Here is a 13,595-nt window from a genome sequence, read left to right as displayed (position 1 = left end):
TGTCGGTCCGGCGCATGGCTTGGCCATGGCCTGCCGCTCTGGATGCTTCGAGAACACCGGGCAAGCGCATCGGTTCCGCTGGAGATGACAGGTTTCTGCCAAAATGGCTGAGGCGTGGCCCGGTCGTTCCGCCCGGGCGGCATGGCAGGGCATGTTGGGCGGTTCCGCTCCGATCGCCGCTGCCGCCCATACGGCTGGGCTCACGGCCCGGGCAAAGCTGATCCATGGGCGGATGGCGGGGAGCGGACGAAGCCAGGAAAGCCGCAGGTGGCGTAGCTGTCCGTGAAGCGGTGACACGGCGAGGGTCCTGCGCCTGCCTTGTGGTGGAAACCCATGCTGCCGTGCGGCGTCTATTTCCCCGACCCTTCCCAAGGTGCATGCCGGCGGCGCGCCGGGGCCACGGTCAGTCTTGCCCACAGGGGAGTGCCCATCCGGCGGCCGGGATTGCGCCCACGCACCGGCGGGGACCTCTGCCGTCCAGGCGCAGGAGCGGCGCGCCGCTCACCCGACAGGAGCAGCATGATGATCGTGGAACCCTGGCTGCTGGTCTTCTGCGCCTTCGGTCTGCTGGCCGCGCTCGGCACCGCCTCCGGGCTGCTCAACACCCGGCTGAGCGTCTCGGAGCCGCTTGCTTGCGCGCTGGTCGGCGTGGTGGTGGGGCCGGTCGGCTTCGGCCTGGTCCACCTCGACCCCGGCACCGATCCACAATCCGCCGCGATCCTGCGCGAGGCCGCTCGCATCGCTCTCGCCATCGCTGTCACCGCCGCCGCGATCCGCCTGCCGCAAGGCTGGCTCGGGGCGCATTGGCGCGGGCTGCTCGTCATCCTGGGGCCGGGCATGCTCGGCATGTGGCTCGCCGGCAGCGCCATCACCGCGCTGACGCTGGGCCTGCCGGTGGGCACCTGCTTCATGATCGGTGCCGCCACCGCCCCGACCGACCCCGTGCTCTCGGCGCCGATCCTGACGGGGCGGCTGGCGCGCTGGGCCGTACCGGAACAGCTGACCGCGGCGCTGAACGCCGAGAGCGGGATGAATGACGGGCTCGCCTTGCCGCTGGTGATGCTCCCCATCCTGCTGCTCGGGCATGGGCCGGCCGATGCCGGGCTGGAATGGGTCGTCCATGTCCTGCTCTGGGAGATCGGCTGTGCGGCGACCGTCGGTGTTGCCCTGGGCTGGCTGGTGCGCAAGGGCCTGCGCTGGGCCGAGGCGCGGCCCGATGCGGACCGCGCCTCGCTGGTGACGGTTGCGCTGGCGCTTTCGCTGGCGACGCTGGGCGGCGTGCGCCTGCTGGGCGGGGATGGCATCCTGGCAGCCTTCGCCGCCGGCGCGGTGCTGAACAACGGCATCCCCTCGGAGGAGGTGGCGGAACGTCAGGAACGCTTCAACGAGGCCTTCGGGCGGTTCTTCGACCTGCCGGTGATGATCCTGTTCGGCGCCGTGATTCCATGGCAGGGCTGGGCCGGTCTGGGCTGGCGCGGCCTCGCCTTCGCCGCCGGCATTCTCCTGCTGCGGCGGCTGCCGGTCTGGCTGCTGCTCCAGCGCTTCATGCCCTGGACGCGCGCCCGCCCCGAGGCGCTGTTCGGCGGGTGGTTCGGCCCGATCGGCGCAGCCGCCCTGTTCTACGCGATGGAGATCCAGGACCGGACCGGGCTGGAGACGGTCTGGCCGGTGATCAGCCTGGCTGTGGGCGCCTCCATCCTCGCCCATGGGGTCACGGGCACGCTGTTCACCCGGTCGTTTGGCCAGTGGCGGCGTCACGCCTTCCGGTCGGAGCGGCCGCAGCCCGGCGAGTAGTGTCCGCCCTGCCTGTACTTCGGTACTTCAGGCTCCCATTATATAAGCGTGGCAGCCGGCGCATGGTGGTGCCGGCCGTCCCATGGAATCCCGGCAGGCAGCACCGGAAGTAGAGCGATGGAGCCGATCAGCGAAGAAATCCCGCCTGTGGCGGCCTCGCCTCTCGCCACGATGGAGGTGCGGGCCAGCGAAGCCGCCGCCATGCTGCGCCTGCTGGCCAATGAGCGCCGCCTGCTGGTCCTCTGCCTCCTGATCATGGAGGGCGAGGCGTCGGTCGGCTGTCTCGTCGAGCGCGTCGGCCTGTCCCAGCCGGCTCTGTCGCAGCACCTGGCGAAGCTGCGGGAGGATGGGCTGGTCGCCACGCGGCGCACCGGCACGACGATCCACTACCGCATCGCCGACCCCCGCGTGGCCAGGATCATCGCGACCCTGCACGACGTCTTCTGCCTGCCGGCGCCTTGAGCCGCTCGCCCCGCCCGCCGGACCATCCCGCCCTCGCGGCGGCCGGGTCCGCGCTGCGCCAGGCCGGCCTGCTGCAGTCCGCCGCGGCGCTGCTTTGGGTGCCGCAGGCGGCGCTGCTGGCGCTGGCCGTGGCGCGGCTGGCCGCGGGAGGGGGGCTGGCCGCCGTGCTGCCCCTGGCCGCGTTGCTCGCGCTGGCCGGGCTGGCGCGCGCCGCACTGGACGCTCTCGGCGGCAGGATGGCCTTCCGTGCCGCCCGCGCGGCCCTGGCCGGGCTGCGGCAGGATGCTCTGGCCGCCCTGGCGGCCCGCTCGCCGCTGGACGCCGCCCGCCCGGCCTCCGGCCTCGCGGCGGCGGCGGTCGCGGAGCAGGCGGAGGCGGTGCTGCCCTATCTGCTGCGCTACCGCCCCGCCCGGCTGCGCGCCGTGCTGGTGCCGCTGGTGTTGCTGCTGGCGGTGGCCACGCAGTCCTGGATGGCGGCCGTGATCCTGCTGTTCTGCGCCCCGTTGATCCCGCTCTTCATGGCGCTGGTCGGGCTGCGGGCGAAGGAGGCGAGCGAGGCGCAGATGCTGGAGGTCGGCGGCATGAACGCGCTGCTGCTCGACCGCCTTCGTGGCCTGCCCACCATCCGCGCCTTCGAGGCGGTGGACATCACCGCGCGCCGTCTGCGCGCAGCGGCCGAGACGCTGCGCGCCCGCACCATGGCGGTGCTGCGCATCGCCTTCCTCTCCTCCGCCGTGCTGGAACTGTTCTCGGCGCTCGGTGTGGCGATGGTGGCCGTCTATATCGGCTTCCACCTGCTGGGCATGCTGCCCTTCGGCACCTGGAGCGGCTGGCTCGGCCTCGGGCCGGCATTGTTCGTGCTGCTGCTCGCCCCCGCCTTCTTCGACCCGCTGCGCGACCTCGCCGCCGCCTGGCACGACCGCGCGGCGGGTGAGGCCGCATTGGCGGCTCTGGCCCGGCTCGCCGCACCGCCCGCCCTCGCTCTGCCGGGCGCGAGCGCGTCGGCCGCCGCCACGCCCGCCGGCCGGCCGCCGGCGCTCGGCGTCGCCGCCCTGGTCTTCCGCCATGACCCGGCGGCTCGGCCGGTCTTCGACGGCTTCTCCCTGCAGATCGCCGGGGGCGAGCGGGTGGCGCTGTTCGGGCCCAGTGGCTGCGGCAAGTCCACCCTGCTGGCGCTGCTCGCCGGGCTGGCGCTGCCGGAGAGCGGCACGGTCACCCTCGGCGGCGCGGCGCTGACCGCCGGGAGCGCCGCCACGCTGCGCCGGCGGATCGCCTGGATCGGCCAGCAGCCGCATGTCTTCGCCGCCACGCTGCGCGACAATGTGCGCCTCGGCCGTGCCGGGCTGGATGCGGCGGTGCCGCTCGCGCGCCTGCTGCCCGGGCATGACCCGGCGCGCCGGGTGGGGGAGGGCGGCCTGGGCCTCTCCGGCGGCGAGACCCTGCGCCTGGCGCTCGCACGCGCCATCGCCGACCCGGCGGTGGGCGTCATCCTCGCCGACGAGCCGACCGCACATCTGGACCGCGCCACCGCCGCCGAGGCCACCAATGCCCTGCTGGCCGCCGCCGAGGGGCGCACTCTGGTGGTGGCGACGCATGACCCTGTGCTCGCCGCCCGGATGAACCGCATCGTCAGGCTGCCGGCATGAGGCGGTGGCGGCCGCTCCTGGGCGTGGTGCGCCTCTTCCTGGCCGGGCGGCGGGGGCGGCTGTTCCTCGGCGCGCTGCTCGCCACCCTGACAGTGCTGGCCGGCGTGTCGCTGCTCGGCCTCTCCGGCTGGTTCATCACCGGGACGGCGCTGGCCGGCGCCAGCGCAACCACGGCGCTTTCCTTCGACGTCTTCCGTCCCTCTGCCGGCATCCGCTTCCTGGCGCTGGTCCGCACTGCTGCGCGCTATGGCGAACGGCTGGCGACACATGACGCCACCCTGGCCCTGCTCGCCGCGCTGCGCGAGCGACTGTTCCGCGGCTATGCCGCCCCGGGCGCGGCGCGCAGCCTGCTGGCGCGTCCGGCACGGCTGTTGTTCCGCCTCACGGCCGAGGTGGACGCGCTGGACAACCTTTACCTGCGCGTCCTGGTGCCGGGCGCCGCGGCGCTGGTGACGGCGCTCGCCGCCGGCTATGGCCTTGGCCTGCTGGATGGCCGGCTCGGCCTTGGGCTCGCGCTGGCTCTGGTCATGTTGGGCCTGGGCCTGCCGTTCGCACTGGCGCGGCTGGCCGAGCGGGTGGCGCGCCGGCGGGCGGCCGCGCTGGAGGCGCTCCGGGCGCGCGCCATTGACCTCGTCGCCGGCCAGACCGACCTTCTGATGGCCGGGCGCCTCGGCGCGCAGCTGGAGGCCGCCATGGCCGCCGAGCAGCGCCTCGCCAGGGCGGAGGACGCGCTGAACCGGATGGAAAGCACCACCGGCTTCGCCTTCTCCCTGGCCGGGACGCTGATCCTGACGGCCGCGCTGCTAGCGGCTGCCGCGCTGGCCGAGGCCGGGACGATTTCCGTTCCCCAGGCGGCCCTGGTGCTGCTGGTGGCGCTGGCGGCGCTGGAACCCTTCGCCGCCCTGCGCCGCGGCGCGCTGGAACTGGGTCGCACGGCGCTCGCGGCGCGGCGGCTGGCGCCGGCGCTACGGGCCGAGGCGGCGCCGCCCGCCATCGCTGTGCCGCCTGAAGGCATGGCGCTTTCGCTGCGGGAGGTCCGCTTCCGCCATTCCGGCACCGAGCGTCTCCTCTTCGCGGGGCTCTCCCTGGACGTCGCGCGGGGGGAGCGCGTGGCGCTGATCGGCCCGAGCGGCGCCGGCAAGTCCACGCTGCTGGCGCTGCTGCAGGGTGAGGCGGCGCCCGAAACCGGGGAGGTGGCGGCGCTGCGCCGCGCGGTGCTCGGCCAGCGGACGGAGCTGTTCCAGGACAGCCTGCGGGGCAATCTGCTGCTGGCCAACCCCCAGGCCGACGACGCGCGGCTCTGGCAGGCGCTGGACGGCGCGCAACTCGCGGAGGTGGTTCGTGCCCTCCCGCAAGGGCTCGATACGCCGCTGGGCGAGGGTGGCGCCGGCCTCTCCGGCGGGCAGCGCCGGCGCCTCGCCCTGGCCCGCATGCTGCTGCGCGACGCGCCGCTCTGGCTGCTCGACGAACCCACCGAAGGGCTCGACGCCGCCAATGCGAGCGCGATCTTGACCTGGATCAAGGAGCAGCCTCGCGAGACCGCTATATTCGCAGTCACGCATCTGCGGCGTGAGGCCGAGATCGCCGACCGCCTGCTTCGTTTGAAGGAGGGGCGGCTGGTGGCCGAGTGGCGGCGCGGCGAGGCCGGCTTCGAGGCGGCGCTCGCCGCCCTCCGCCCGGACTGACCTCAGCGCTGGCTGCGACGGGCCGCCGCCATCCTGCGCGGTCCGGGCATCGGCTGGGGAGCCGGCTTCAGGCCGGCGAGAATCGGCATGGAATTCGACGTCGTCTCGCTGTCACGGCTGCAATTCGCCATGACGGCGCTGTACCACTTCCTCTTCGTTCCCCTGACGCTCGGCCTCTCCGTCATCGTCGCCATCATGGAGACGGTGTACGTGATGACGGGCCGCGCGATCTGGCGGGACATGACCAAGTTCTGGGGCACGCTGTTCGGCATCAACTTCGTGCTCGGCGTGGCCACCGGCATCACCATGGAGTTCCAGTTCGGCATGAACTGGAGCTACTACAGCCACTATGTCGGCGACATCTTCGGCGCCCCGCTGGCGATCGAAGGACTGATGGCCTTCTTTCTGGAGGCCACCTTTGTCGGGCTTTTCTTCTTCGGCTGGGACCGCATGTCGAAGCTCGGCCACCTGGCCACTGCCTGGGCGGTGGCGGCGGGATCGAACTTCTCCGCGCTCTGGATCCTGATCGCCAATGGCTGGATGCAGAACCCGGTGGGCGCCAGCTTCAACCCCGCCACCATGCGCATGGAGATCGACGACTTCTTCGAGGTCATCGTCAATCCGGTGGCGCAGGCGAAGTTCGTCCACACCGTCTCGGCCGGCTATGTGACCGCCGCGATCTTCGTGCTGGGTGTCTCCGCCTGGTACATGCTGAAGGGCCGGCACATCCCGCTGGCGCGGCGCTCCATGGCGGTGGCGGCCTCCTTCGGCCTGCTCTCCTCGCTCTCCGTGGTCGTGCTGGGAGACGAGAGCGGCTATCTCGCCACCGAGCACCAGAAGATGAAGCTCGCGGCCATCGAGGGCATGTGGGAGACAGAGCCTGCCCCGGCCAGCTTCACCGCCATCGGCTTTCCCAACCAGGAGACGCGCGAGACCCAGCATGTGCTGCAGATCCCCGCGGCGCTCGGCCTGATCGCCACGCGCTCACTGAACACCGAGGTGCCGGGCATCCGCGACCTGGTGAAAAGCGCCGAGGGGCGGATCCGCAGCGGCATCCAGGCCTATGACGCGCTCCAGGCGATCCGCGCCGCGCGCGGCGTGGAGGCCGCCGGTCCGGCGGTGCGCGAGGCCTTCGAGGCGAATGGCCGCAACCTCGGCTATGCCTACCTTCTGAAGCGCTACGTGGATGACCCGCGCCAGGCGACGCCGGAGCAGATCGCGCAGGCGGCCTGGGACACCGTGCCACAGGTGGCGCCGCTGTTCTGGTCCTTCCGCCTGATGGTGGGACTCGGCATCTTCTTCATCCTGCTGCTCGGCACCTTCTTCTACCTGGCCTCGCGGCATCAGCTCGAGCGGCGCCGCTGGCTGCTCTGGGTGGCGGTCTTCGCCATCCCGACGCCCTGGATCGCCGCGGAGCTGGGCTGGGTGGTGGCCGAGTTCGGCCGCCAGCCCTGGATCATCGAGGGCGTGCTGCCGACCGCCATCGCTGCCTCGAGCCTCGGCATCTCGGACCTGCTGATCACGCTGGCGGGCTTCGTCCTCTTCTACAGTGTCCTCTTCATCATCGAGATGGGCCTGATGCTGCAGGCGATCCGCAAGGGGCCGCAGTTCGGTCACACAACCCTGCCGCCCCGGCCTGCTGCCCCCGCCGCGCCGCTGCCCGGCGCCGTTCCCGCGGAGTGACTTCGATGATCCTGCACGAACTTCTGGACTATACGACGCTGCGGCTCATCTGGTGGGTGGTGCTCGGCGTGCTGCTGATCGGCTTTGCCGTGACAGACGGCTTCGACATGGGCGTCGGCGCACTGCTGCCTTTCGTCGGCCGTACCGATGTCGAGCGGCGCATCGCCATCAACACCATCGGCCCGGTCTGGGAAGGCAACCAGGTGTGGTTCATCCTGGGCGGCGGCGCCATCTTCGCCGCCTGGCCGCCGCTTTATGCGATCTCCTTCTCCGGCTTCTATCTCGCCATGTTCGTGGTGCTAGCGGCGCTGATTCTGCGACCCGTGGGCTTCAAGTACCGCAGCAAGCGGCCCGGCGCCCGCTGGCGGCAGGGCTGGGACTGGGCGCTGTTCACCGGTGGCTTCGTCCCCGCGCTGATCTTCGGCGTGGCGGTGGGCAACGTGCTGCAGGGCGTGCCCTTCCGGCTGGATGACGACCTGCGCGTCTTCTACGAGGGCTCGTTCTTCGGGTTGCTGAACCCCTTCGCGCTGCTCTGCGGCCTGCTCTCGGTTGCGATGCTGGTGATGCACGGCAGCGCCTGGCTCTCCTTCAAGGCGGAAGGCATGGTGGCGCGGCGGGCGCGCAGCTACGGCTCGCTGGCCGCGCTGGCAACCATCGTGCTCTTTGCCCTGGGCGGGCTGGCCCTGTGGCTCTTCGTGGACGGCTACCGCATTGCCAGCGCGGTGGTGACGGACGGCCCCTCTAACCCGCTGATGAAGGCGGTGGCGCGCGACGGCATGGCCTGGTTCGCCAACTATGCCGCGCGGCCCTGGCTGCTCGTCGCGCCGGCGCTCGGCTTCCTCGGTGCGCTGCTGGCCTTCCTCGGCCTGCGCGCGGGGCGGGAAGGGCTGACGCTGCTCGCCTCCGGCCTCTCGGTCTTCGGGGTGATCGCAACGGTCGGCGTCTCGATGTTCCCCTTCATCCTGCCTTCCTCGCTCGATCCGCGCTCCAGCGTGACGGTGTGGGACAGCTCCTCCTCGCACCAGACGCTGTTCATCATGCTGGTCTCGACGGTGATCTTCCTGCCGATCATCCTGGCCTACACCGCCTGGGTCTACCGTGTCCTCTGGGGCAAGGTGGGCGAGGCGATGGTGCAGGACGAGGCCGGCCACTCCTACTGAACGCAAACAGGGAACCGATTCCGATGTGGTACTTCGCCTGGCTCCTCGGCCTTCCGCTGGCCGCCGCCTTCGCCGTGCTCAATGCGCTCTGGTTCGAACTGCACGAGAGCGGTCCGGCCAAGCCGCTGCAGGACGCGAACTGAAGAACAAGGCCGGGGGAAGGAATTCCCCCGGACCCCCATCTTCTTTTTGTCAGTTCAGGCTCGCGCTTTCCGCCAGTGTAGGAAACTTGAAGAAAAAAGATGGGGGCCTGGGGGAATTCCTTCCCCCAGGCTTTTCTTATCGCGGCGGAACGACAGGCCCGCCGTACCGGCTTGCCGGCACCGACACCCCCAGATGCTCGCGCAGCGTGCGCCCGCTGTACTCGGTGCGGAACAGGCCGCGCCGCTGCAGTTCCGGCGTCACCATCTCGGCGAACTCTTCCAAGCCGAGCGGCAGCACCGCCGGGCAGATGTTGAAGCCGTCCGCCGCCTCCGCCTCGATCCAGGCCTCCATCTCGTCCACGATCTGCTTCGGCGTGCCGATCACGATGCGCGAGCCGAAGCCGGCGGCGATGGTGGTGTAGAGCTGCCGGATGGTGAGATTGTCGCGCCGCGCCAGGGCCAGCAGGTTCTTGGCGATGCTGCGCACCTTCGGGTCGTTCGGCTCAGGCACCGGGCCGTCGAGCGGATAGGCGGAGAGGTCGCCCATCTGGCCGTAGAGATAGGAGAGACCCAGCTCCGGCGCCACGAGCTCGTTCAGCAGGTCGTACTTCTCGCGCGCCTCGGCTTCGGTGCGGCCGATGAAGGGCGTGATGCCCGGCAGGATCTTCAGCCCCTCCGGCGCGCGGCCGTGACGGACGACGCGCGCCTTGAGATCGGCATAGTAGGCCCGGCCGGTCTCCAGATCATGCGGCACGGCATAGACAACGTCGGCGCTTTCCGCGGCGATCTCCATGCCGGCCTCGGAGGCGCCGGCCTGCACCAGAACCGGGCGCCCCTGCGGACTGCGCGCGACGCTCAGCGGCCCCTTCACCTTGAAATGCTTGCCCTGGTGGCTCAGCACATGCAGCTTGGCCGGATCGAAGAAGATGCCGCTGGCCTTGTCGTGCCGAAAGGCGTCGGCGTCCCAGGAATCCCAGAGGCCCTTGACCACCTCGACGAACTCGGCGGCGCGTTCGTAGCGCGTGCCGTAGTCCAGGTGCTGGTCGCGGTTGAAGTTCTGCGCCTCGGCGTCCGACCAGGAGGTGACGATGTTCCAGCCTGCACGCCCGCCGCTGATCCGGTCCAGCGAGGCGTATTTGCGTGCGATGTGGAAGGGCTCGTTGTAGGTGGTGGAGGCGGTGGCCACCAGGCCGATATGCGTCGTCGTCGCAGCCAGCGCCGAGAGCAGCGTCAGCGGCTCCAGCTCGGCGGTCTGCGCGGAGCGGCAGAGCGAGCCCGGCGGATCGTCCTTGGCGCGGATGCCGATGCCGTCGGCCAGGAAAACCATGTCGAACTTCGCCGCCTCGGCGGTGCGCGCGACATGCAGGAAGTGGTTGAAGTCGGAGGCGGCGCCGGGATCGGCCGCCGGATGGCGCCAGGCCGCGGCATGGTAGCCGAGATAGCGCATCGACAGCCCGAGGCTGATGGGCTTGCGGGTGCTCATGCGGGTATCCTCACATCGCGGGCCGCGCTGCCATGCAGGGTGCCGAGCAGCGCGCGGGTATAGTCATGCTGCGGGGTCTCGAAGACCTGCTCGGTCGGGCCGATCTCCAGCAGCTTGCCGAAATGCATCACGCCGATGCGGTGGCAGAGGAAGCGTGCCACATGCAGGTCGTGGGTGATGAAGATCATCGCGAGGTTGCTGCGCGCCTGCACGGCGCGCAGCAGGTTCAGGATCTGCGCGCGCACGGAGACGTCGAGCTTCGAGACCGCTTCGTCCGCCACGATCAGGTCGGGCTTCAGCGCCAGCGCACGCCCGATCGCGGCGCGCTGCAACTGCCCGCCGGACATCTGGTGCGGGTGGCGGTCGGCGAGGCTCGCGGGCAGGCCAACCTCATCCAGGATCTGCGCGATGCACCCCGGCAGCTCCGCCCGGCTGTAGAGCCGGTGCAGCTTCATCGGCGTGGCGATGGCGGTGCCGATGGTCTGGCGCGGGTTGAAGGAGGAGAGGGGGTCCTGGAAGACCATCTGCATGGCGCGCCGGTGCGGCCGCAGCGCCGCTTCGGAAAGATGCGCCAGGTCCAGCCCGCGCAGCAGGATGCGGCCGCCGGCGGGCTCGTGGAGCCGCAGCACCGTCTTGCCCAGCGTCGTCTTGCCGCTGCCGGATTCGCCGACCAGCCCGAGGATCTCGCCGGGCTGAACGGTGAGGCTGACGCCATCCACCGCGCGCAGCTCGCCGCCCGGGCGGTGCGGATCGGCGAAGCGGACGAGCAGGTTCTCGACCTGCAGCAGGGGCTCAGGCATCGAGCAGGCACCGGATCTGGCGGCCAGGGGCGACCTCGCGCAACGTTTGCGGCGCCTCGCAACCCTCCTGCGCCCAGGCGCAGCGCGGCCGGAACACGCAGCCGGAAGGGCGGGCGCCGGGTGCCGGGAGCTGGCCGGGAATTTCCGCCAGCTGCTCCGCCCGCGCGGCGAGCGCGTTGGCCGTGGCGATCAGTCCGCGCGTGTAGGGGTGGCGTGGTGCGGCCAGCACCTCCGCCGCCGGGCCGGTCTCCACGATGTCCCCCGCATACATCACCGCCAGGCGGTCACTGATCTGCGCGGCGATGCCAATGTCGTGGGTGATGAAGATGAAGGCGGCCGAGAGCCGCTTCCGCAGATCGGCGAAGAGGGCCAGGATCTGCTGCTCGACGATGTTGTCGAGGTTGGTGGTGGGTTCGTCAGCGACGATCAGCCCCGGCTCCAGCGCCACCACCATGGCGATCAGCGCCCGCTGCAACATGCCGCCGGAAAGCTGGTGCGGATAGCGCTCCAGCACCGCCTCGGGGCGTGGGATGCCGACATCCGCCAGCAGCGCCGCGGCGCGCGGGCGCCAGGGGCCTTCGAAGCCGCGCCGGTCGAGCGCGGTGCGCAGGTGCCAGCCGATCGTCTTGGCCGGGTTGAAGGAACCCACCGGGTCCTGGAACACCATTGCCATCTCGCGCCCGCGATAGGGGCGGAACTCGCGGTCGGGCAGGTTGGTGAGGTCGCGGTCGCGCCAGATCAGCACGTCGGCCTCGGCCTTCAGCCCCTCGGGCAGCAGGCGCAGCAGGGCCAGGCAGGTGACCGTCTTGCCCGAGCCGGATTCGCCGATGATGCCGAGCGTCTCGCCGGGCTGCAGCGTCAGGTCCACGCTCCGCACCACCTCCAGCGGCCCGGCCTGGACGCGGAGGTTGCGCACCTCCAGCAGGGGCGCGCTCATGGGCCGGCCGCCTTGCGCAGGCGGGGGTCGGTCAGGTCGCGCAGCCCGTCGCCCAGCAGGTTGAGGCCGAGCAGCGCCACCGAGACGACAAGCCCGGTCAGCGTCAGCACCCAGGGGGCGCGCTGGAAGTACTCGCGCCCGTCCGCGAGGATGGTACCGAGCGAGGGTGTCGGCGGCTGCACGCCGAGGCCGAGGAAGGAGAGCCCTGCCTCCATGACGATGCCGAAGGCGATGCCGATGCTGGCCTGCACCAGCAGGGTGGAGAGGATGTTGGGCAGGATCTCGCGCAGCAGGATGCGCGCCGGGCGCTGGCCCATCAGCCGCGCCGCCTGCACGAAGGGCTCCGGCAGCAGGGTCCGCGTCAGGTTGCGCGCCAGCCGCGCGAAGATCGGCAGGTAGGTCAGCGCGATGGCGATGATGACGTTCTGCACGCCGAAGCCCAGCACCACCATCATGAACAGCGCCAGCACGAAGCTCGGGAAGGCGAAGAGCAGGTCGCAGCCCGCCATCAGCGTGGCTTCGTAGGTGCCGCCGCGCCAGGCCGCGCTCATGCCGATGGCAGTGCCGAGCGCAGCGCCGGCCAGAACGCCGCAGACGCTGATGAGGAAGGAAATCCGCCCGCCGCTGAGCACCCGGGAGAGCACATCCCGTCCATAGGAGTCCGTGCCCAGCCAGTGGGCGGCGTCGGGCGGGGTCAGCACGTTGATGAAGTCCATCTCCTCCGGCGCAAAGGGCGTCAGCCAGGGGCCGGCGAGGATGCCGAACAGCACCAGCAGGGTGATGAGAAGCCCGGTCAGCAGGGTACGGCTGCGCAGCGCGGCGCGGAGCAGGCCGCCCATCAGGCGCGCGCCTTGGGATCGAGGCGCATGCAGAGGAAATCCACCAGCAGGTTGGTCAGCAGCACGACGACGAGAAAGGTGAGCGCGCAGGCCTGGATCACCGGGTAGTCGCGCCCGAAGGCGGCATCCACCATCAGCGAGCCGAGGCCCGGAATGCCGAAGACGCGCTCGATCACCACCACGCCGCCGAGCAGGTAGCGCACCTGCAGGCCAATGATGGTGACATAGGGGATCAGCGCGTTGCGCAGGATGGTGTGCAGGAAGACGAAGGGGCCGGAATGGCCGAGCGAGCGCGCCACCTGCACATAGGGCCGGTGCATCACCTCCAGCAGCGCGGCGCGCAGCACCCGCGAGAAGACAGCCGCCATCGGCGCCGCGATGGCCAGCGCCGGCAGGAAGCCGGAGAGCAGCGCGCCCGTGAGAGAATCTGCCGGCGCGGTGAAGCCATAGGAGGGAAAGATCGGGAAATTCAGCGCCAGGAAGAAGACCAGCACATAGCCCAGCCAGAAATCCGGCATGGAGACGCCGAGCACGGCGAAGGAGGTCATCACCGTGTCCAGCGCCTTGCCGCGCTGCAAGGCCGCGACCGTGCCGACCACCAGCGAGATCGTTGCTGCCAGCACCAGTGCATAGAGGCCGATGAAGGCCGTCACCGGTAGCCGGCTGGCGATCAGCTCGCCCACCGGCACCCCGCCCGCCAGGGTCAGCGAGCGGCCGAAATCGCCCTGCACCGCACCGCCGATCCAGGCCAGGAACTGCACCGGCAGCGGACGGTCCAGGCCATGGGTGCGGCGGAAGGCTTCCACCAGCTCGGGCCGGGCGTTCTCGCCAAGGGCGGCGAGCGCCGGGTCGCCAGGCGTCGCCTTCATGGCGAAGAACACCGCCAGCGCGCCCGCCAGGACGGTCAGCAGCAGGATGCCGGTGCGGCGGAGCGCCCTGCGCAGGGCCGGTGACGACAAGGCG

Annotated in this window: 12 protein-coding genes; 7 read left to right on the top strand and 5 right to left on the bottom strand. The window is 71.0% G+C overall.

Annotated features, from left to right (window positions below; all coding sequences use genetic code 11):
* The first annotated feature begins 519 nt into the window (after positions 1–519).
* The 7 genes from QMO56_RS10045 (at position 520) to cydX (ending at position 8,573) form a co-directional block, all read left to right on the top strand.
* Positions 520–1,794, top strand: a complete 1,275-nt coding sequence (locus QMO56_RS10045; protein WP_283525380.1) for a cation:proton antiporter — start codon at positions 520–522, stop codon at positions 1,792–1,794.
* Between the two features lie 117 nt (positions 1,795–1,911).
* Positions 1,912–2,256, top strand: a complete 345-nt coding sequence (locus QMO56_RS10040) for a helix-turn-helix transcriptional regulator (RefSeq protein ID WP_283525379.1) — start codon at positions 1,912–1,914, stop codon at positions 2,254–2,256.
* Positions 2,253–3,902, top strand: coding sequence for a thiol reductant ABC exporter subunit CydD (gene cydD, locus QMO56_RS10035; protein WP_283525377.1), 1,650 nt, complete (start codon positions 2,253–2,255; stop codon positions 3,900–3,902). Before QMO56_RS10040 ends, cydD begins: the two co-directional genes overlap by 4 nt.
* Positions 3,899–5,587 carry a thiol reductant ABC exporter subunit CydC gene (gene cydC, locus QMO56_RS10030; RefSeq protein WP_283525375.1) on the top strand — a complete coding sequence of 563 codons (1,689 nt, stop codon included), beginning with the start codon at positions 3,899–3,901 and terminating at the stop codon, positions 5,585–5,587. The genes cydD and cydC overlap by 4 nt, the downstream gene beginning before the upstream one ends.
* Before the next feature lie 87 nt (positions 5,588–5,674).
* The gene (locus QMO56_RS10025; RefSeq protein ID WP_283525374.1) at positions 5,675–7,270 is read left to right on the top strand and encodes a cytochrome ubiquinol oxidase subunit I; all 1,596 of its coding nucleotides are present in this window, start codon (positions 5,675–5,677) and stop codon (positions 7,268–7,270) included.
* Between the two features lie 5 nt (positions 7,271–7,275).
* Positions 7,276–8,430 carry a cytochrome d ubiquinol oxidase subunit II gene (cydB, locus tag QMO56_RS10020; protein WP_283525372.1) on the top strand — a complete coding sequence of 385 codons (1,155 nt, stop codon included), beginning with the start codon at positions 7,276–7,278 and terminating at the stop codon, positions 8,428–8,430.
* A 23-nt stretch (positions 8,431–8,453) separates the two neighbouring features.
* Positions 8,454–8,573 (top strand): cytochrome bd-I oxidase subunit CydX, encoded by a 120-nt coding sequence (cydX, locus tag QMO56_RS10015; RefSeq protein ID WP_283525370.1) that lies wholly within the window; start codon positions 8,454–8,456, stop codon positions 8,571–8,573.
* A gap of 136 nt (positions 8,574–8,709) precedes the next feature.
* Here cydX and QMO56_RS10010 read toward each other — a convergent pair whose 3' ends face one another.
* The 5 genes from QMO56_RS10010 to QMO56_RS09990 are packed head-to-tail and all read right to left on the bottom strand — an operon-like array spanning position 8,710 to position 13,591.
* Positions 8,710–10,056 (bottom strand): LLM class flavin-dependent oxidoreductase, encoded by a 1,347-nt coding sequence (locus QMO56_RS10010; RefSeq protein WP_283525369.1) that lies wholly within the window; start codon positions 10,054–10,056, stop codon positions 8,710–8,712.
* Positions 10,053–10,856, bottom strand: a complete 804-nt coding sequence (locus tag QMO56_RS10005; RefSeq protein WP_283525367.1) for an ATP-binding cassette domain-containing protein — start codon at positions 10,854–10,856, stop codon at positions 10,053–10,055. The genes QMO56_RS10010 and QMO56_RS10005 overlap by 4 nt, the downstream gene beginning before the upstream one ends.
* Positions 10,849–11,793, bottom strand: a complete 945-nt coding sequence (locus tag QMO56_RS10000) for an ABC transporter ATP-binding protein (protein WP_283525365.1) — start codon at positions 11,791–11,793, stop codon at positions 10,849–10,851. Before QMO56_RS10000 ends, QMO56_RS10005 begins: the two co-directional genes overlap by 8 nt.
* Entirely contained in the window at positions 11,790–12,632 is an 843-nt protein-coding gene (locus QMO56_RS09995) for an ABC transporter permease (protein ID WP_283525364.1), read from the bottom strand. The genes QMO56_RS10000 and QMO56_RS09995 overlap by 4 nt, the downstream gene beginning before the upstream one ends.
* Entirely contained in the window at positions 12,632–13,591 is a 960-nt protein-coding gene (locus QMO56_RS09990) for an ABC transporter permease (RefSeq protein ID WP_283525363.1), read from the bottom strand. The genes QMO56_RS09995 and QMO56_RS09990 overlap by 1 nt, the downstream gene beginning before the upstream one ends.
* Positions 13,592–13,595: the final 4 nt, after the last annotated feature.

It is taken from the genome of Roseomonas sp. E05, assembly GCF_030063475.1.
Lineage (GTDB): Bacteria > Pseudomonadota > Alphaproteobacteria > Acetobacterales > Acetobacteraceae > Pseudoroseomonas.
This window is presented reverse-complemented; position numbering and strand designations above follow the sequence as displayed.